This window comes from Sutcliffiella cohnii (genome assembly GCF_002250055.1).
In the GTDB taxonomy this organism is placed as follows: domain Bacteria; phylum Bacillota; class Bacilli; order Bacillales; family Bacillaceae_I; genus Sutcliffiella; species Sutcliffiella cohnii.
In genome coordinates, this window is the sequence record NZ_CP018866.1 from 4,523,014 (window position 1) to 4,542,274 (window position 19,261).

The 19,261-nt window shown below is 36.5% G+C and carries 18 protein-coding genes; 4 read left to right on the top strand and 14 right to left on the bottom strand.

The features are described from left to right. Positions 1-81 precede the first annotated feature (81 nt). Complete coding sequence (locus BC6307_RS22615) at positions 82-1,167, bottom strand: BMP family lipoprotein (RefSeq protein ID WP_066413474.1); 1,086 nt, start codon at positions 1,165-1,167, stop codon at positions 82-84. Positions 1,168-1,549: 382 nt separating this feature from the next. After that, positions 1,550-1,984: an Rrf2 family transcriptional regulator gene (locus tag BC6307_RS22620; protein ID WP_066413477.1), complete on the bottom strand. Its 435-nt coding sequence runs from the start codon at positions 1,982-1,984 to the stop codon at positions 1,550-1,552. A 204-nt stretch (positions 1,985-2,188) separates the two neighbouring features. Between BC6307_RS22620 and hmpA the strand changes: the two genes are divergently transcribed. Then, entirely contained in the window at positions 2,189-3,427 is a 1,239-nt protein-coding gene (gene hmpA / locus BC6307_RS22625) for an NO-inducible flavohemoprotein (protein ID WP_066413480.1), read from the top strand. A 270-nt stretch (positions 3,428-3,697) separates the two neighbouring features. Next, complete coding sequence (locus tag BC6307_RS22630; RefSeq protein WP_066413483.1) at positions 3,698-4,876, top strand: MFS transporter; 1,179 nt, start codon at positions 3,698-3,700, stop codon at positions 4,874-4,876. A 64-nt stretch (positions 4,877-4,940) separates the two neighbouring features. Here BC6307_RS22630 and BC6307_RS22635 read toward each other — a convergent pair whose 3' ends face one another. Both BC6307_RS22635 and BC6307_RS22640 read right to left on the bottom strand, forming a co-directional pair. Continuing rightward, on the bottom strand, positions 4,941-5,447 hold the full coding sequence (locus BC6307_RS22635) for a cupin domain-containing protein (protein WP_066413486.1): 507 nt from the start codon (positions 5,445-5,447) through the stop codon (positions 4,941-4,943). Between the two features lie 252 nt (positions 5,448-5,699). Next, a complete protein-coding gene (locus BC6307_RS22640; RefSeq protein ID WP_066413487.1) occupies positions 5,700-6,695 on the bottom strand; it encodes a DUF3231 family protein in 996 nt (331 codons plus the stop codon). A gap of 174 nt (positions 6,696-6,869) precedes the next feature. Between BC6307_RS22640 and rluF the strand changes: the two genes are divergently transcribed. Beyond that, on the top strand, positions 6,870-7,577 hold the full coding sequence (rluF, locus tag BC6307_RS22645; protein ID WP_066413488.1) for a 23S rRNA pseudouridine(2604) synthase RluF: 708 nt from the start codon (positions 6,870-6,872) through the stop codon (positions 7,575-7,577). 87 nt (positions 7,578-7,664) lie between these two features. Here the strand turns inward: rluF and BC6307_RS22650 are convergent, their stop codons facing one another. The 9 genes from BC6307_RS22650 to BC6307_RS22690 form a co-directional block, all read right to left on the bottom strand. Further along, entirely contained in the window at positions 7,665-8,483 is an 819-nt protein-coding gene (locus BC6307_RS22650) for a nitrilase-related carbon-nitrogen hydrolase (protein ID WP_066413490.1), read from the bottom strand. 43 nt (positions 8,484-8,526) lie between these two features. After that, entirely contained in the window at positions 8,527-9,450 is a 924-nt protein-coding gene (locus BC6307_RS22655) for an aminopeptidase (protein ID WP_066413492.1), read from the bottom strand. A gap of 41 nt (positions 9,451-9,491) precedes the next feature. Next, complete coding sequence (locus tag BC6307_RS22660) at positions 9,492-10,259, bottom strand: IclR family transcriptional regulator (protein WP_066413494.1); 768 nt, start codon at positions 10,257-10,259, stop codon at positions 9,492-9,494. A 110-nt stretch (positions 10,260-10,369) separates the two neighbouring features. Beyond that, complete coding sequence (locus BC6307_RS22665) at positions 10,370-11,632, bottom strand: M20 family metallopeptidase (RefSeq protein ID WP_066413495.1); 1,263 nt, start codon at positions 11,630-11,632, stop codon at positions 10,370-10,372. After that, the gene (locus BC6307_RS22670; protein WP_066413497.1) at positions 11,629-12,579 is read right to left on the bottom strand and encodes a DUF1177 domain-containing protein; all 951 of its coding nucleotides are present in this window, start codon (positions 12,577-12,579) and stop codon (positions 11,629-11,631) included. The genes BC6307_RS22665 and BC6307_RS22670 overlap by 4 nt, the downstream gene beginning before the upstream one ends. An 11-nt stretch (positions 12,580-12,590) precedes the next feature. Beyond that, on the bottom strand, positions 12,591-13,568 hold the full coding sequence (locus tag BC6307_RS22675) for an ABC transporter ATP-binding protein (protein WP_066413498.1): 978 nt from the start codon (positions 13,566-13,568) through the stop codon (positions 12,591-12,593). After that, a complete protein-coding gene (locus BC6307_RS22680; protein WP_066413501.1) occupies positions 13,543-14,574 on the bottom strand; it encodes an ABC transporter ATP-binding protein in 1,032 nt (343 codons plus the stop codon). Before BC6307_RS22680 ends, BC6307_RS22675 begins: the two co-directional genes overlap by 26 nt. Before the next feature lie 16 nt (positions 14,575-14,590). Next, on the bottom strand, positions 14,591-15,415 hold the full coding sequence (locus BC6307_RS22685) for an ABC transporter permease (RefSeq protein ID WP_235858083.1): 825 nt from the start codon (positions 15,413-15,415) through the stop codon (positions 14,591-14,593). Positions 15,416-15,480: 65 nt separating this feature from the next. Next, positions 15,481-16,446, bottom strand: a complete 966-nt coding sequence (locus tag BC6307_RS22690) for an ABC transporter permease (protein WP_066413507.1) — start codon at positions 16,444-16,446, stop codon at positions 15,481-15,483. A gap of 235 nt (positions 16,447-16,681) precedes the next feature. Between BC6307_RS22690 and BC6307_RS22695 the strand changes: the two genes are divergently transcribed. Further along, positions 16,682-18,289: an ABC transporter substrate-binding protein gene (locus BC6307_RS22695; RefSeq protein ID WP_066413509.1), complete on the top strand. Its 1,608-nt coding sequence runs from the start codon at positions 16,682-16,684 to the stop codon at positions 18,287-18,289. A 141-nt stretch (positions 18,290-18,430) separates the two neighbouring features. Here the strand turns inward: BC6307_RS22695 and BC6307_RS22700 are convergent, their stop codons facing one another. Beyond that, a complete protein-coding gene (locus BC6307_RS22700) occupies positions 18,431-19,258 on the bottom strand; it encodes a MetQ/NlpA family ABC transporter substrate-binding protein (RefSeq protein WP_066413511.1) in 828 nt (275 codons plus the stop codon). Positions 19,259-19,261: the final 3 nt, after the last annotated feature.

The window sequence follows — 19,261 nt, forward strand, 5'->3', positions numbered from 1 at the left end:
AAATACACTTTTTTGTTTGAAAATTACTTCATCTGTTTAGTTAAAAAAAAGGCGGGAAATACCCCGCCTCTTTTTTAGTTGTTACTTAATTAAGCCATCTTGTTTGTCAGAAACTTTAATTTCACCTGATTTAATCAGTTCAAACATTTCAGCCACTTTGCTAATAGTTGATTCACTTAAGTTAGGGTTTTCATCCGGTAACCCAATACCATCATTTGTAGCGTCAAACATTAGAGTTTCTCCACCTGGGAATTCTCCATTTTTCTCCGCCATAATCATGTCGTAAGCCGACTGGTCAATTTTCTTCACTGCAGAAGTTAAAATTACAGATTTTTCACCTTCATAAATTCCGTCAGCATATTGGTCAACGTCAACACCAACCATCCAAACGTTTGCACCATTTTTCACGCGGTCAATCGCTTCGTTGATCGCACCAACACCAACGCCACCAGCAGCAGCGAAGATTACGTCAACTCCGTTGTCATACATTTGAGCAGCGATTTGTCCACCAGCTGCAACGTCATCAAACGTTCCTTGGTAAACAACGTTTTCAGGTTTAATAGAGAAGTTCGTACCTAAGTTCTCGTTAGCATATGCAACACCTTGTTGGAAGCCCCAGTTAAATTTTTGTACTGGAGGAATTTCCATACCACCGATGAAACCTGCTTCACCTTCTTGAAGCTCTACAGCTGTAGCAATACCTGCAAGGAAACCTGCTTCATGTTCTGCAAAGAAGATAGAAACCGTGTTTTCTCCTACTACAGAATTGAAATCTCCATTATGTGGATACCCATCAATTAAAACGAATTTTGCATCTTCATATTGTGCTTGAGCAGCAAAAATCGCCGTTTCAAATTTAAATCCAGGAGTTACGATAAATTTAAATTCTGCATCGTAAAGGTTACCGATTTCTGTCATATAGTCAGCTTCTGTTGTTCCGTTAGGCTTTAAATATCTGTGAGTTAAACCTAATTCTTCACTTGCTTTTACTACACCTTCCCAAGAACCTTGGTTGAATGATTTATCATCAATTGTACCAGCATCTGTTACCATTCCGACTTTAAAATCTGAGCTACCTTCTCCGCTTCCACCTGTGTTACTAGTACCACAAGCTGCTAAGAAGATCATCATTACAGCAATTATTGAAACTAATAATCCTTTTTTCATTGTAGGACCCCCATAAAATTTTTTAATAAAGGCTTTCTATACAATAATATATTCCTATTTTACGAGATTTTCAACAAATCTTTACGTAATATTAGTGAAAAACTAAAAAAATGTCTGATATTTGTCGAATATTGTAAAGTGAAAACGTTTGAAATCTTAATGAAATGTTTGCACAATAACATTTTATTCGTATTACCCATCAATTCCATTAACATAAAGTACCAAAAAATCATTCCTTTGTGACTATACCAATTCTCCTAAATATCTTAACGAATAAAAAAGCTATCTACTAAACTAGTAAAAAAAGTAGATAACTTTAATTTAATAATTCGTAACTAAATCGATTCCCAAATAAAACTCCCCCTGAATACTCAGAGAGAGTTTATTTCATTAATAGTTCTTTTAATTGATCTTTATTTTGCAACAAATCTTCCAGTGTGTATTGTTCTAATACTTTAAAATAAGCTTGTAGTGCTTCGTATAATACACCTTTTAACCGACATGCAGGGCTAATTTTACACATATTACTTTCAGAATTAAAACATTCTACTAAATGAATAGGCTTTTCTGTTTCACGTACAATTGCTCCTATATTTATTTCCGATGGATGCTTAGCTAGTTTAATACCACCATTTCTTCCTCTTACTGTATCAATAATTCCAAGCTTCCCAAGCTCATGAACTACTTTACCAAGATGATTGTTTGAAATATGATAAAATGCCGAAATATCTTTAATATTTGATCGTTTATCTTGCGGCTGTATACCTAAATAAATGAGTACACGCAAGGCGTAATCCGTATAAGTTGTCAATTGCACATTGCTCACCCTATTTCTTCGTAACATCGTTTATATCTTTATTTTAATGTATTACGCTGGAAATAGAAAATAAAGAGATTTTTTGTTAAATGTGAACATTTCGTTAAAGATGTATTTAAAATATTGCTTTTAGCCTGTGATGAACTTAACATTAAAGATGTATTTAAAATATATATTTAAACTTCCGAAAAGGGGTAGTGTAAAATGACAACTGCAACTAACCAATTAGATCAAAAAACTATTGATATCGTTAAGTCAACTGTTCCAGTATTAGCAGAGCACGGAGAAGCAATTACGAAACGTTTTTACGAAATGATGTTTACGAATCACCCAGAACTTTTAAATGTATTTAACCACGCAAACCAAAAACAAGGGAAACAACCACGTGCTTTAGCTAATACGGTGTATGCAGCTGCACAATATATTGATAATTTGGAAGCAATAATACCAGTAGTAAAACAAATTGCCCATAAACATAGAAGCCTTCAAATAAAAGCAGAGCAATACCCAATCGTCGGGAAACATCTATTACTAGCAATTAAAGATGTATTAGGAGACGCAGCAACGGACGAGATCATCGATGCATGGGGCAAGGCATACGGCGTCATCGCGGATGTATTCATTCAAGTGGAACGTGAAATGTACGAAGAAGCTGCAGCAAAAGCTGGTGGTTGGGACGGCTTTAGAGAATTTAACGTAATGAAAAAAGTGAGAGAAAGCGATGTTATTACTTCTTTCTATTTACACCCGAAAGATGGTGGCCCAATTTCTACGTTTGTTCCTGGCCAATATATTAGTGTTCGTTTAAAAATAGAAGGAGAAACATATACTCATATTCGTCAATATAGTTTATCGGATGCGCCTGGACATGATTATTACCGTATTAGCGTTAAACGTGAAAGCGATAAAGGATCCATACCAGATGGTACTGTTTCTAATTTCTTACATGAGCAAGTAAACGAAGGGGATGTGTTACACATTACCGCTCCAGCAGGTGATTTCGTGTTAGATGTAGAATCAACACGTCCTGTCGTCCTTATTAGTGGTGGTGTAGGGTTAACTCCTTTAATGAGTATGTTAAATACCATTGTAAAACAAACACCCGAAAGAAAAGTAACATTTATTCATGCAGCTATTAACAGCGCTACTCATGCAATGGATCAACATGTAAAAGGATTAGCCCAAGAACATGAAAACGTTGAGTATTACGTTTGTTATGAAAAACCAACGGAACAAGATCGTTTAGAGAAAGTATTCGACAAAGAAGGATATGTAGATCTTCCTTGGTTACAATCCATTATTAAAGACAGCAATAGTGAGTTTTACTTCTGTGGTCCAGTACCATTTATGAAAGCTATAAACAAAGCGCTAAAAGAGTGGAACGTACGTGAAGAAGATATTCATTTTGAATTTTTTGGTCCAGCTGATCAACTAAACGCATAACGATTAAAAGTCCGAAAGCTTACTAGCTTTTGGACTTTTTCTTTTTTTCTATATAGTACAGCCTAGCTTCTTTAAGAAAGCGTTATTTTAATAGTCATACTCAGCCTTTCTATGGCTACTGTTTAAAATTTATTTAAATTATACTATTTTACTCATACACAATATTGTTTCTTCTATAGTAGAACGGTGTATAATAGTAGGCATGACGATTTTATTCTTTATAGATTATTCATATTTGAAAATTTAGTTGCAGTACTGGAGTGAACAACATTGGCAACGAAAAAAGCATTACCAATATTATTTGCTATCATGTTTTTAGTGATGGTAGGATTCGGAATTATTATACCAGTTATGCCATTTTACGCTGAAGAACTAGGGGCTTCTCCTACACAACTCGGTTTACTAATGGCTGTATATTCATTTATGCAATTGTTATTTGCCCCTATGTGGGGAAGAATTTCAGATAAAATTGGACGTAAGCCTGTCATCATGATAGGAATTTTAGGGCTAGCCCTATCCTTTTTCTTAATGGCTTGGGCTACTGAACTATGGATGCTTTTTGCCGCTAGAATTATCGGGGGGTTATTGTCATCTGCAAATATGCCAACTGTTATGGCATATGTAGCTGATATTACATCTGAGGAAGACCGTGGAAAAGGGATGGGAATCATCGGCGCTTCCGTCGGTTTAGGATTTATTTTCGGTCCGGCAATTGGTGGGATTTTCTCTGAAGCGAGTTTACATATTCCGTTTTATCTTGCTGGTGGCTCTTCCTTAATTACTTTCTTCTTCGTTATGTTTGTATTAAAAGAATCATTAACGGCTGAACAGAAGGCAAAAGGTAAATTAACGAAAAGAGCCCCTTTACTACAGGCTTTTAAAGGGTCTGTATCAATTTTGTTTCTTTTACAGCTATTCGTTTCTTTATCTCTTGCAGGATTAGAAGCTACTTTTGCTTATTTTGCATACGAAAAAGCAAACTTAGGAACTGTTCAACTTGGCTATATTTTTATGATTATGGGCTTAGCAGGAGCCGTCGTCCAAGGGGGACTCGTTGGAAAATTAACAAAAAAGCACGGAGAAGGATTTGTTATTCAACTAGGTATCGCTATTTCTGCACTAGGCTTTTTACTCATTTTGTTCATTGATAGCTTTACAACAGCAGCAATTTTCTTAACTGTATTTGGAATAGGGAACGGGTTTATCCGTCCTAGTGTTTCTTCTTTATTAACGAAAAAAGTAAAAACTGGACACGGTACCACAACTGGACTTTTATCCTCTTTTGATTCATTAGGCCGTATTATCGGACCTCCATTAGGTGGGATATTGTTCACCTTCTCTATCGGCTTGCCGTATATAGCTGGAATTATATTATCAGCGCTAGCATTTATCTTATATAGAATTTATATTGTACAAGCTAGTAAAGCAGGTATTCACGCAAACAGTTAATAGTTCCGACTTAAGTTTAATTCGCAAAAAGACGACTTCCTAAAATGGTAGTCGTCTTTTTTTATTATACTTTTTCGAACGCCAATTTTTTAATAATCTCTTCATGTTGAGGATATTCGCTTAATAGTTGTTGCTGTGTAAATAGCTCAAAATCAGCAAAATCAAAACCGGGTGCGACCATACATCCTACTAAAGAAAATGTATTTGCTTCTTCCACGCTTGAACCAAAAATACACCCTTTTGGAACTATTACTTGTGGACGTTCTCCGTTTTCTACATTTAAGCCTAATTTTACTCCTTCATATGTACCATCAGGATAAATAATATGGACCGTTAAAGGGCTTCCGGCATGAAAATACCATATTTCATCCGATTTTAGACGATGAAGATGAGAAATATCTTCGGACCTTAATAAAAAGTATATACTTGTATATAACTTACGATTATGGTCTATTGTTGACACCTGTTCATGATGGACTTTCATATCAGATTGAAAAGTCGATCGATAAAAGCCGCCTTCTGGATGAGGTTGTAATTGCAATTCCTTAATAAATGTTTCAGCGCTTAACATACTATCCCTCTTTACCTTTTTCTTTTCAGTTAATAGTACAACATTAGAAAAGGGACTGTCCAATGGGTTCAATATACGTAGTATACAGTGTTCATTCTCTATTAATAGGGTTAAACCATCGTCTGTGCAAACTACACATAATGAAAAATCTGTACTATTAACTAGTGAAATTTTTAGAATCCTTATAAGGGTAAAGATCAAACAAAGTCCTAAAAGTCACTTTCTACTTACTTTTAGGACAGCCCCTTTTTATTACTTAGGATTAGGTATAGTTGTTTGCGGTGGTTCTTCCATCCATTCGTACTTTATCATCAACTTTGCCCCTTCGTGAGCATATTCGAATATATCCTTCATAAATAGTGATAACTTGGGAGGAAGGTCATTTCGTAAGCTAAATGACGTTCCAAGTGAATTTCCACCTAAAGAAAAACTACAAAACAGGCTTATACAATACATCATGATTTTATCCGAAAATGGCGGTATTGTTGAAGTTGTTATGTTACCACCATGTGTAGCTGGAACTTGAAGATCGTTCTCCACCATAATTTTACTTAAATCCGTCACAATGCTTTTCGCAAGTTCTCCTCCTTTTTGAAAAAACTTTCCTATATCTCGGTTTGTTGCACTTTGAGCAAAACCAAATATCATTTGCATCCCAATTCCATTCGATTCAATCGCATGGTATAAATGACCAATTTCTACTGTATTTAAAGGCCTTTTCTCTTTAAAAGGATTTAATCCGCTTAAATAATTTGTGTCTTTCACAAATTGTACGGATGGTGCTGTTGTCACATAAGGAGACCTTGGTAGCAACCCTTTTTTTAATAAGTATTGTGTACATATATCATAATATTTTTGGGTTGTATTTGTTAACTCCCTAAATAGTTGGGTTATATCACTTCGATACGTCATTGTTAGATTGAGCGTGTGCATCCCCATACTGATTTGTTTAACTAACCTAATAAACATAATATCAAAACCATTGTCAAATAACTTTGGTACGTCTTTATTAACATCTTCCGACGTAAAACCAACCGGAACAGCTATTCCTTCCTCTTGAAAAAGCGTCGTTATTTTAGATACGTACGGACTAACCTCTTGTGATAAATCCGTCATTATCTTTTTTGCTTCTTCATCGTCCGCCTTTTCTATAAAATATTCCATCATTCTTAGTATCATCGTTTTTTGTTGATATGTTGCCCATAGTACTCCTATTTCAGAAGAAGTCATTGACGGTGATTCAGGCATCGTTTCAACCTCCAAAAAATCAAACTTTTTAATAGGTTTTGACTAAGCTTTTCAAAGTATGTAAATAATTGTACGGAATTATAATAAGCATAAAATATTCATTTTTGATTCATACAAAGAAATAATGTATATTTAAAAAATCAATGAAACTGTTAAGCTTAAGGATGTGGAAACATGCGTATAAATAAATTTATTAGTGAGGCTGGGAAAGCTTCTCGGCGTGGCGCAGATAAACTAATTAACGAAGGCAGAGTTACTATTAATGGAAAGCGCGCCGAAATCGGCAGTAGAGTAGAGCCCGGTGATGTTGTGCTCGTAAGTGGAGAACAAATCCGTGTGGCAAGAAATAACGTTTATATCGCCTTAAATAAACCTGTAGGAATAACAAGTACAACCGAGAAAAAAGTAAAAGGAAACATTGTTGATTTAGTGAATCATCCGTTACGAATTTTTAATATAGGGCGACTTGATAAAGATTCGGAAGGGTTAATCTTGCTAACGAATGACGGTGATATCGTAAATGAAATATTACGGTCCGAAAATCGTCATGAAAAAGAATATATTGTATCCGTGGACAAGCCTATTACTCCAGAGTTTCTGAAAAAAATGTCAGGAGGGGTAAATATACTAGGAACGAGAACACTTCCGTGTGAGGTAAACCAGCTATCTAAATTTGATTTTCAAATTATTTTAACACAAGGTTTAAACCGTCAAATTCGTCGTATGTGTGAAGCATTAGGCTACGATGTATATAGACTACAGCGAATTCGTATCATGAACATCCATTTAGGAAACCTTCCTCCTGGGCAATGGCGAGATTTAACGAAAAAAGAGCGAACTCAACTGTTCAAAGAGCTGAACTACGAGCCAAAAGAATGGTAAATACAAAAGCTGATGCGGTTCATAAAAACTGGATGTGTCCGCTGAACAGAAAGGACCCGGCATTTAGAATACCGGGTCCTTTCTGTTTTATATTTCTGTTAGCTTTTGATAGATTGAAGGCTTTCGATCACGTAAATAGGATATTTCTGTTCGGAATTTTGCAATATCATCTAAATCAATGGTCGTCACTTGCACGATTTCTTCGTCTATTTCACACTCAGTCAAAATTGTACCTCTTGGATTACAAATTTTACTTTTCCCGAATAAATGTAAGTCATGACTACTTCCTACTGCATTGACTCCTACAGTAAATAATAAGTTTTCTAGTGCACGTTGCGGTAAATTTAAATTCCACATATCCTCATCCTCTATTCTCCAAGCGGATGGGAAGAATAGAATATCTGCACCTTGTAAAGTTAGGCTTCTTGCTACTTCAGGAAAGCCTGCATCATAACAAATTCCGATGCCCACTTTTCCAAAGTCTGTTTCAAAAACAGGATAATGAGAGCCTTCTTTAAAATAAAATCGTTCCAACGCCCAAAGGTGGGATTTTGCGTAGCTTCCCATAAGTTGCCCTTCACGGTCAAACATTAAAGCTGAATTATATAAAACACCTTCAAGTTCTCTTTTTTCCGCTATCGGTGCTATTATGTATAATTTGTATTTAGCAGCAACTTGACTTAAAAAGTCAACACTTTGATGAAAGTATTTTAACCCGAGCTCGCTCGTTTTTTCTCCTAGGTATCTTAAATTATATCCAGTAGAAAAGAGCTCAGGTAAGCAAACAATGTCACTATGCTTGGACGCTGCTTCTTTTATATATTCCTCTGCTTTTCGCAAATTTGCTTCAACGTCACCTAATTTTGATTCCATCTGAATAATTCCGATATTTACTTTTCTTGGCATGCTATTCATCCTTTTGTCAATATTCACCTTGTCGAAACGATTGTTAAAAAATTTGCTTACCATCTATTACAACTACAGGATCTTTTATAACACAATCAATATGAACTCCAGCTTCTGTTTGGCCACCAAATGATTTATTACTTCCGAAAGCAATATGAACCGTACCAAACACCTTTTCATCTTCTAGCACATTACCAGTTAAACGAGCCTTTTTGTTCGTTCCAATGCCAAACTCTGCAATAATTCTGCCGTTTCCTTCTCCTAATAAATAGAGCAATTGTTGCCCCATTTCACCACTTGCGTCTACTAGTCTGCCGTTTTCTAATGTTAACATTATAGGCTCACTCAATACTCCTAAGCCAGCGATAGCACCATCAATCATAATCGTTCCATTTGCAGAATCTTCTACAGGTGCAATATAGCTTTCGCCAGAAGGTAAGTTACCAGATTCCCCTTTTTTCCGAAATACCCCAGTACTCGGAATTGCGTTTCGATTTTCAATAGAAAAAGAAAGGGTACATTCATCCTTCCTAATTTCAACCCACTTACCATTTTCTAATATTGTACAATATTCATTCGTTAGCTTTTCCACCTCGGAGTAATCAGCTGAAATAGCACCTTCTTCTAGCATATCAAGCGTTACTCCAGGCATCGTTGCTACCCGTGCTCCAGCTGCAGATGCCTCTTTTCGAGCAATTGTATGAGTTAAAGAGTGCTTCGTAATGCATAGCACTACTTCTGCTGACTTCATCGCTTCACTCACTGTATGCGGAGGCTCCTCTCCTGACTTAGAGCGAGTCATCATTTCCATAAGCATCGTTTCATTTCCGAGGTCTACACCAGCCTCATAAAATATAGTTGCTACGCTCTTTAGCTCAGCATCTGTAACGATTAATATTTGCTCGTTCTTTTTTATATATAAATTTTGACTCAATACAGATTTGGCAACTTCTACATACTGATTCATTTTGCACCCTCATTTACTATTTTTCCGTTAAAATTACGCCATTATATTTGTAGTTTTAGTTGATATTTATCGATAATTTCCGTCAACTCATCTCGTGTTGCTTGTAAAATAGGCAAATATTCTTTTATTCTTTCATCCGTCATTCTGTAAGCTGGACCAGCAACCGTAACCGAACCGATGACACCTTTTATGGAATCAAATAATGGAACAGCAATTGCTATAATATCAGGTGTAAACTCACCCTTACTAATCGCCCACCCTTGCTTTCTTATAAGCTCTAGTTCGGATGCAATTTGCGATGGAATTGTCATTGTTTTGTCCGTATAGCGCTTTAGCTCTTCTGTTTCGAGATAATATTTAATAAAATCTTCTGGCATATAAGCTAAAATAGATCGATAAGATGCACCAACATACAATGGTGCTCTGCTTCCAACAGTGACTGAATATTTCACTTTATTTTCTGGCTCAATTGCTTCTAACGTGACACCTTCATTTTTATATAATGAAGTGAGAAATGTACTCTCTCCCGTTTGATCCGAAAGTTTTTCCAGAACAGGACTAACTAATTGTTTTACATTGAGTCCTTCATATTTAATCATCCCTAGCTCTAAAACAGCAAAACCTAACGTATATTTTTTTGTTACGGGGTCTTTTGAAATAAAATTATTCGCCTCAAACGTTTCTAAAATACGGTAAATTTTAGCGTGGTCCATCCCCAATTCATTGGCTAATTCTCTTCCACCCCATTCAGGCTTTTGTTTCGTAAACATTTTTATCACTTTTAATGCTAGGTCCAATGTTTTTAACATATCGTCACTCTTTCTTTTCATTGTAATACTAATCTTATCTTATCAAAAAAAAGACAAATAATAGTCAAAGTTAAAATATTTCTATTTTAATTTTGACTATTAAATAAAAGCTAATATAGAAAATCAATTACTGCAGCTACATACACCTTTGCACATGTAATAATTTGCTCCACTTCTACTTTTTCATTATAGCCATGAATCGTTGGTAAATAAGCTGGACCATATTGAAGGACGGGAATATTGTATTCTCGGAAATGACGAGCATCACTACTTGCCCATTGCATAACACCATACGCTTCTTCATTCGTTACGAAAGTAATGTTATCGACAATTGCCCTACATACTGGATCATTAGCATCTGTACAATTTGCCTGGCTTCTAAAGCTTATCGGCTTTATATTATATTCGATGTTTAGTGCATCTAGTTTTTCCGTTAAGTAATGAGTGACTTCTTCTTCCGTAATTCCAAATGGTAAACGGCAATCGACTTGGACCTTACAACTTTCAGGTATAACATTCGCCTTCGTACCACCTTGAATTGTTCCAATATTAACGGTTATTTTTTCTAATACTGGTTGGTACTTAACACGATCCTTCTCTACTTCTTTCATATATCGTTTAGAAACTTCTATTAACGGCTTAACTTCTTCTGGAACTTCTATTTCTATATCCCATAATTTTTGTATTTCTTGTATCGCTCTTACTGTATCTGCGATTGCATTTGGTCCTGCTATTGGAGATAAGCTTCCATGCCCTGGTTTACCTACCACTTCGAGTTCAAACCAATAGGAACCTTTTTGTCCAATTGTCGGATTTCGTGGAGAAGATGGTTCTGCTATTAAACAACCATCTCCAGCAATGATGTTGTTTTTTAATAACCAAGGAACCCCGAACTCCCCACCAGTCTCTTCATCAGGGACAATTGCTAGCGTAAGGCTTCCTGGCAACTCGATATTTAATCGTTTTAGAATAGTAGTAGCGAATATTAATCCAGCAAGGCCCGCTTTCATATCGCTTGCTCCTCTACCTAACATCCAGCCATCCTTTACTTCTCCAGAAAACGGATCAAAGTCCCACTTCGATAAATCACCAGCAGGAACAACATCTGTATGTCCGCAGTAAATTAACTGTTTGCCTTGCTCTGTATTACCAATAGTAGATACTAGATTATACATTTTATCAGCTGATTCATGCCAATCTACATCTATATTAAATGTTTTTAAGTAGTTTGCTATAAATTCACTAATCTCTGTTGAATCTCCGGGTGGGTTTTCACTCGGGATTTGAATTAATGAGCTGCATAATTGAATGAGCTCCTCTTTTCTCGCCTCTACTTCGTCAATAAGTTTTTTCTTTAATTCTACTTTGCTCATTTTACTGCCTCTTGTTTACCGGGTGTTTGTAAATGCGTCATTTTTCCGTAAAGCATTTCTAAACGGTTAAATTCTTCTTCATTGAAAAATGCACATTTGTTTTCTCCGTATGCTTTTGCTACTTCAATAGCAAAACGGACTACTTGTTCTACGTCGACTAAATGAGTTGCACCTGTTCCACAACCTGCTACAGCCGTTTCCGTTGTAACAGCTACCCCAACAACAGGACTTGTTGTTGCAACGCTTGGTTGAAGTATACTATTTACATGATATACACCATTACCGTATGGAGTAATATCTTGCGTTGTAATCGGTAATGTAACAGGAAGAGTTCCTGTAGATTGTGTATATAAGTGTAGTAGATCATCACTAACCTTTAAAATATAACCTTCTTTTACAGTTGGTGTAATCGCAAACCCTTTATGATTTGTAATCATATTTCCTTTTGTTGTATCAATCGATAGTATTGCATCCATCTCTTCTGTCACTTCATGCTGATTCATCGTTAAAATATCTACCGGTGAATTCATAAAAGGAACAGGATCATGCGGTAATGTTGGAGCTGTTGGGCAAATATGTGTTGTTAAAACAACATCTCCGGCTAAACGATCACCTTTTTTTGTCATATCTAGTAGTTTAGCAGCTGATGCCATCGCAGATAGTGCTCCATCACCATCAGAAACAAACCCTTTTAGCTCTGGTCGTGCTCCAATTCCTCCTAGTCGGCCAATAATTCCTAACGTAGGTGCCGTTCCGCCACTCATTTTTCCATTTTCACCAGGAATCGTTACTTTTATAAAATCTGTTGACCCTTCATTACCTTCAACGGTTTGAACAGTAATCTCACCATTTCCGTTTAGGTCTGCTAAATATTTTTTAATATCTTCACCTGTTACATAGTTGCTATCCATTAATTCATAAAGTTCGATTACATGTTTAAATGACATAATACTTCCTCCTAGTTGTCTTTTAGTAAATGGCATGAAGCAACATGCCCGTTACCAGTTTCCTTCAACTCTGGTACAACTGTTTTACATATATCTAACGCTACAGGGCATCTTTCATGAAAATGACAGCCTGATGGCGGGTTAATAGGGCTTGGAACAGATCCTGTTAAAATAATCCGCTCCTTCTTATCGTGAGGGCTTTCCTTTGGTATTGCCGATAACAATGCTTTCGTATATGGGTGTTTAGGATGATCGTACAAATCATTATACGTTCCCATTTCAACGATTTTCCCTAAATACATAACAGCAATACGGTCACACATATATTTCACAACGTTCAAATCATGGGAAATAAAAATATACGTTAAGTTATATTCCTTTTGAAGCTGTTTTAATAGGTTAATAACTTGGGCTTGTACAGAAACATCAAGCGCTGAGACTGGCTCATCACATATGATCACATCAGGATTTAACGCTAGCGCTCTCGCAATATTGATCCGTTGTCTTTGTCCTCCAGAAAATTCGTGAGGATAGCGTTCTGCATGGTATTCACTTAACCCAACTACTTCTAATAATTCCTTTACACGAGCACTTCTAGTTTCTTTATTTCCAATAGAATGAATGACTAACGGCTCTGCAATTAATTGACCAATTGTTTTTCTAGGGTCCAATGATGCAAAAGGATCTTGGAATACCATTTGAATGGATTTTCTATAATCTCTAAGCTTTTTACCTTCCATTCCAACTAAATTTTCACCTTTAAACTCAACCGTTCCACCTGATGGGGTAATTAATTGGTTTACAAGTCTTGCCATCGTTGATTTCCCACAGCCTGACTCACCAACTATTCCTAACGTTTCACCAGGAAATACATCAAAACTAACACCGTCAACAGCCTTAACACTTTGCGTAGACTTTCGAAAAGGAATCGGACTTTCCATTGCAAAATGCTTTTTTAAACCTCTAACTTTTAACAACGGTTCCGTCAAGATGTTCACTCTCCCTTCTAGCTAAACGTACCTCTTTCGTTTGAAAATGACAGGAAACAAAGTGGTTTTCCTTTACTTCCGTTAATTGAGGTTTTTCCTGAAAGCAAACTTCTTGAGCGTAGGAGCAACGATTTGCAAACGGACAGCCCTTCACTTCTTTACTTAAATCTGGAGGGCTCCCTGGTATTGCATGAAGTAGCTCATCATTATTTGTGCTTTCTGTAATTTGCGAATCTAGCAGCCCCCAAGTATATGGATGCATTGGATTATCATGTATTTCCGCAACTGTACCTGACTCCACTACGTTACCGGCATACATGACAAGTACTTTATCGCACGTTTCCCATACAACTCCTAAATCATGTGTAATCATAATGATAGAAGTGTTAAGCTCTTCTTGTAATTTTTTCATTAAGTCTAGTATTTGCGCTTGTACTGTTACATCTAATGCTGTTGTTGGCTCATCTGCAATAAGTAATTTCGGATTACACGCTAGTGCGATTGCGATCATTACGCGCTGTCTCATTCCACCAGAAAACTCGTGGGGATACATGTTAATACGTTTTTCCGGAGAAGGAATCCCTACTAGCTCTAACATTTTTATCGCTTTTTGTTTTGCCTCTTTTTTAGAAACATTTTGGTGATTACGAATAGATTCCATTAGTTGATTTCCAACTTTATATACTGGATTTAAACTAGTCGATGGATCTTGGAAAATCATCGAGATTTCATTTCCGCGAATCTTTCTCATTTCTTTATTAGACAGTTTCAGCAAGTCTTTTCCTTCAAAATGAATACTTCCACCACTTATTTTCCCTGGTGGGCTTGGGATAAGCCTTAAAAGTGAAGTTGCCGTTACACTTTTACCTGACCCAGATTCACCTACGATACCAATGCTCTCTTTTTTATTGAGGGTAAAAGAAACACCATTCACCGCTTTCGTCGTTTTACCACTTGAGCGAAATTCTACTTGTAAATTTTCGACTTGTAATAGTTCTTCTGACATGTGCTTCGCCTCCTTATTAAAGTTTCATTTTCGGATCTAAGGCGTCACGTAAGCCATCGCCAAATAGGTTAATTCCTAATACTGTTATTAAAATAGCTAGTCCTGAAAAAGTAGCCATATGAGGGCTTAATACTAAAAAGTTTTTACCGTCTTGTAGCATACTTCCCCATGATGCCGTCGGAGGCTGTACTCCTAATCCTAAAAAGCTTAAAGAAGCTTCGGAAATAATGGCACCGGCGACGCTCATTGTTCCGTATACTATTAGTGGAGGGAAACTATTCGGTAAAATATGTTGAAAAATAATTCTACCGTGTGTTGCACCTAACGATCTTGTCACTTCTACATATTCCAATTCTTTAACGTTTAACACTTGTCCCCTTACGACCCTTGCAAAACCTGGAATATTAGCTACACCAATCGCTATAATCGTATTCATTAGTCCTTGTCCGAGAACAGTCATTAACGTAATAGCCAAAAGGATAAAAGGAAAGGCAAACATGCCGTCCATCACTCGCATAATGATCGAGTCTAGCCTTCCTCCAAAATAACCTGCGACAACACCTAAAAAAGAACCAAAAACCGCTCCGAAAACTACAGCAGCTATTCCTACAATTAGCGATATTCTCGCTCCATAAACGAGTCTGCTAAAAATATCTCTTCCGTAACTATCTGTTCCTAAAAGATGTCCATCTTGTCCTGGACCAATTAGGGACTTCGTAACATCCATTGCGTTTGGTGGATGTGTTGCAATAAGCGGAGCAAAAATTGCTGTAATTGTTAGTAGCGTAATAATGAACAATCCGAAAGCCGCTAAGCGATTTTTTACTAGCTTCTTTATCATCGTTACTCCATTGTTCTGCTTCTTAACGGGAACGGAAGCTTTTCCTGCAGTTTGTATTGAGGCCATTAGTTTGAACCTCCTTTATTCGATGAATAGTTTATTTTTGGATTTACTACTTTATATAAAATATCAATCAATAAATTTACTACAACGAAAATTAAAGCGATAAACAATACAGTTCCTTGCACAACGACGAAGTCTCGCTTATCAATCGCATTCATTATTAGTAGACCCATTCCTGGCCAACTAAAAATCGTTTCCGTTAGGACTGCTCCTCCTAATAACGAGGATACTTGTAAACCTAGTACCGTAAGAAGTGGAGTAAGTGCGTTTTTAAATGCATGCTTACCGATAACGAAAAATTCAGCTAGCCCTTTCGATCTTGCTGTTTTCACGTAGTCTTGCGAAATAACCTCAAGCATACTTGATCTAGTAATTCGTGCAAATTGTGCCATCGGTATTGTAGCAAGTGTAATGCTAGGTAGGATTAAATGGCTAACATACTTCCCTATGCCATCTTCCATTGATCCCATTCCAGTTGCCGGGAACCATCCTAAATTAACACTAAAGAAAAGAACGAGCATAACCCCTAACCAAAATACAGGCATGGATACGCCAATTAGCGAAACGGTTGTAACCGCATAGTCTAGTAACGAGTTCTGTCTAGTGGCCGCTATCATACCTGCTGGCACACCTATCATGATCGCAATTAACAATGCACTTATCGCAAGAACGACCGTATTAGGGAAACGATCTTTAATTAAATCAATAACTGGCTGATTATAAGCTAAAGAATTTCCTAAATCACCTTTTAATAGATTTTTTATATAATCAAAAAATTGGACATACAACGGTTCGTTTAAACCTAATTGTTCAGTTAAAGCTTCTATTTCTTGAACACTAGCTTGAGGCCCTAGCATAACTGCTGCTGGATCTCCCGGAATCATTCTAGTAATTAAAAACACGATAATCGCAACTATTAATAATGTTGGTATCATATTAATAATCCGCCTTAAAATATATTTCCCCATAAACACCCTCCTTTTTGATTCATTATCTGAACCATTGTTTCACTATTTGATTTTATTTAGTTTATCACCCACTCTTACAATTTGTAAATATAATTCAATTTGAAATAATCCCCATTATCTAAATTGACAAAAAACTATTTACATCCGCTTAATAAATGTGATAAGTTATTTTAAAATTCAATATATGAATTATCGTTTCACTATCTGAATCAAAAAAGGAAAAGGAGGAAAATTAATGCAGCTTTTTAGGAAGTCATTTTTGTTTTCCATCGTAATAGCACTTTTATTCATCGTTAGTGCTTGTTCTTCTGATTCTCAAACAGAGTCAAAATCGAATGGACAACAAGGAGAAGAAAATTTAGAACCAAAAAGTGGTGGAGTATTAAATGTTGGACTTGCTTCCAATATTAATACGTTAGATCCGACAAAGTATACTGGTGCATATGAATCACAAGTTATTCGCGCTATCGGGGATACACTAATTGCTTATAGTAAGGATTTTAGCGATTTCGTCCCTTCATTAGCGACTGAATGGACTGTTTCAGAAGATATGCTGTCGTATACATTTAAACTAAGAGATGATGTATATTTCCAACCTGGTGAATATCAAGATGGTAGACAAATGACAGCTGAAGACGTGAAATATAGTTTAGAACGTTCTGTAAACGATTCTGCCTTAAATCGTTTAACAGGTGTAGAAAGTTTTGAAGTTACCGGAGAGTTTGAAGTAACGATGCATTTAACTGCACCGAATGCTTCCATCCTAGCAATGTTAACAGACCCTGGTAACATTATTGTTCCGAAGGAAGAAGTAGAAGGTTGGGGCGATCAATTTGGATCCCATCTAGTAGGGACAGGTCCGTTCCAATTTGTAGATTGGCAAACAGATCAACAAGTGAAAGTCGAACGTCATGAAAATTATTGGGGTGAAACACCGTACCTTGATGGTGTAGTGTACAAAATTATCCCTGACCCTAATATGATGACGAATGCGATTCGCTCTGGAGATATTGATATTGCAACAAACATTTCCGGGCAAAATAGAGCAGTAATTGAACAAGACTCAAACTTAGAACTACTATCCGTCCCTGGTTTAGCTTTAACGTACCTTGATTTAAACTATCAAAGCGGACCAACTGCAGACCCTAAAGTACGTGAAGCTATTTATAAAGCGACAAATGTAGAAGAAATTGCCCAAGGTGTTAACCAATGGGGTGGCGGTTCTGTATCCTACGCACCACTACCACAAGAGTCTTGGGGTTATAGCGAAGAACTAGAATCTCTTAAACCAGCATATAATCCGGAAGAAGCGAAAAGCATTTTAGCAGAAACTGACTATGCAGATGGTTTTTCCATCGAGCTTTATGTATTAGAATCTCGTGTACCATATGCAACTATTTTCCAAAACCAAATGAAAGAAAACTTAAATATTGATGTAGATATTAAAGTAACAGAATGGGGAACATTGAGCACGATTGCATCTCAAGGAAATGCACCAATGTATATCGGTGGTTGGTCATGGTATCCAGACCCATACTTTTTCCTAAACCAAACATTCCATTCTAGCCAAATTGGTTCACTAGGTAATGGTAAAGGATACTCTAATCCAGAAGTAGACGCGTTACTTGATCGTGCCCTTTCTGAAACAGTAGTACAAGAAGAAAGAGCAGCCCTTTATCAAGAAGCGATTGCTATTATTATGAGTGAATACGCGAGAGTGGAGCTTGATAATTTACACCAAACAGCTGCGATTAGACCGAATGTGAAAGGTTTCAACGTAGCAGTAGATCCATCTATTCAAATCGTAAGTCCAAACGGTACGAATGTTTGGTTAAATAACTAATTTTTAAACAATTGGCATATATTTTATTTCGAACATTATTCTATTAGAAAAGCAGAGGCGGCATCCTCTGCTTTTTTGTTATTATTGTAAAAAGAAAAAGCCATTCTTTTAATGTGTAAACAAAAAGAATGGCTTTTAATATTAAAACGCCGGAATCGCCGTTTCATCATAGTTTTCTTCTAAAAATTGGCGAACTTCTTCGCTTGTCATTGCTTTCGCTAACTTTTGGATTGGCTCCCAATCTACATTATCTTTACGTGCTACTAATGTAATTCCAAAGTCATTGTCGCTTCCTTCTGTTAGAAGTGCGTCACTTTTTGGTGTTAACCCTAGTGGAGCTGCATAAGCAGGGGTCATTACTACTGCATCTGCGTCATCATACATTCTTGCTAACATTAATAAATCTAATTCTTCTAATTTATAGTTTTTTGGATTTTCGATAATATCAGCCTGTGTATAATATGGGCCTGTTTTTTCTTTTAATGTAATAACGTTATGTTGTGCTAATAGCGCTAATGAACGGTCAATGTTCGATACATCATTTGCAATGGCAATCACCGCTCCCTCAGGTAGTTCCTCCATTGACTTGTACTCTTTTGCATAGACACCGTAGTTTGCAAAATAAATAGGAGTAACTGGAACTAGTTCTGCATCGTTATTACGGTTAAATTCCTCCATATAAGGAACGTGCTGAAAGAAGTTTGCATCTACTTCTCCTGCTGCTAATGCACTGTTCGGCTGAACATTGTCGCTTAGAACAACTACTTCTAAGTTAATGCCCTCTTCCGCTAGCTTTGGTTTAACTAAATCTAGTATTTCTGTCATCGGTGGAATTAAAGAAGCTACTTTTAACGTTACTTCTTCCTTTTCATTATTTGGTGCTGTACTATTATCATTACCTTCATTTGTTTGGCCACAGCCAGCTAGTACTAATAAAAGCATTAATGATAGTAATATAATTTTTTTCATGGT

Excerpts from the sequence above, each read along its gene's own strand:
- BC6307_RS22700 (WP_066413511.1), bottom strand. The coding sequence starts at position 19,258 with ATGAAAAAAATTATATTACTATCATTAATGCTTTTATTAGTACTAGCT.
- BC6307_RS22660 (WP_066413494.1), bottom strand. The coding sequence starts at position 10,259 with ATGTTAAAAACATTGGACCTAGCATTAAAAGTGATAAAAATGTTTACG.
- hmpA (WP_066413480.1), top strand. The coding sequence starts at position 2,189 with ATGACAACTGCAACTAACCAATTAGATCAAAAAACTATTGATATCGTT.
- BC6307_RS22650 (WP_066413490.1), bottom strand. The coding sequence starts at position 8,483 with ATGCCAAGAAAAGTAAATATCGGAATTATTCAGATGGAATCAAAATTA.
- BC6307_RS22615 (WP_066413474.1), bottom strand. The coding sequence starts at position 1,167 with ATGAAAAAAGGATTATTAGTTTCAATAATTGCTGTAATGATGATCTTC.
- BC6307_RS22670 (WP_066413497.1), bottom strand. The coding sequence starts at position 12,579 with ATGTCATTTAAACATGTAATCGAACTTTATGAATTAATGGATAGCAAC.
- BC6307_RS22690 (WP_066413507.1), bottom strand. The coding sequence starts at position 16,446 with ATGGGGAAATATATTTTAAGGCGGATTATTAATATGATACCAACATTA.
- BC6307_RS22685 (WP_235858083.1), bottom strand. The coding sequence starts at position 15,415 with ATGATAAAGAAGCTAGTAAAAAATCGCTTAGCGGCTTTCGGATTGTTC.
- BC6307_RS22680 (WP_066413501.1), bottom strand. The coding sequence starts at position 14,574 with ATGTCAGAAGAACTATTACAAGTCGAAAATTTACAAGTAGAATTTCGC.
- BC6307_RS22665 (WP_066413495.1), bottom strand. The coding sequence starts at position 11,632 with ATGAGCAAAGTAGAATTAAAGAAAAAACTTATTGACGAAGTAGAGGCG.
- BC6307_RS22655 (WP_066413492.1), bottom strand. The coding sequence starts at position 9,450 with ATGAATCAGTATGTAGAAGTTGCCAAATCTGTATTGAGTCAAAATTTA.
- BC6307_RS22635 (WP_066413486.1), bottom strand. The coding sequence starts at position 5,447 with ATGTTAAGCGCTGAAACATTTATTAAGGAATTGCAATTACAACCTCAT.
- BC6307_RS22640 (WP_066413487.1), bottom strand. The coding sequence starts at position 6,695 with ATGCCTGAATCACCGTCAATGACTTCTTCTGAAATAGGAGTACTATGG.
- rluF (WP_066413488.1), top strand. The coding sequence starts at position 6,870 with ATGCGTATAAATAAATTTATTAGTGAGGCTGGGAAAGCTTCTCGGCGT.
- BC6307_RS22695 (WP_066413509.1), top strand. The coding sequence starts at position 16,682 with ATGCAGCTTTTTAGGAAGTCATTTTTGTTTTCCATCGTAATAGCACTT.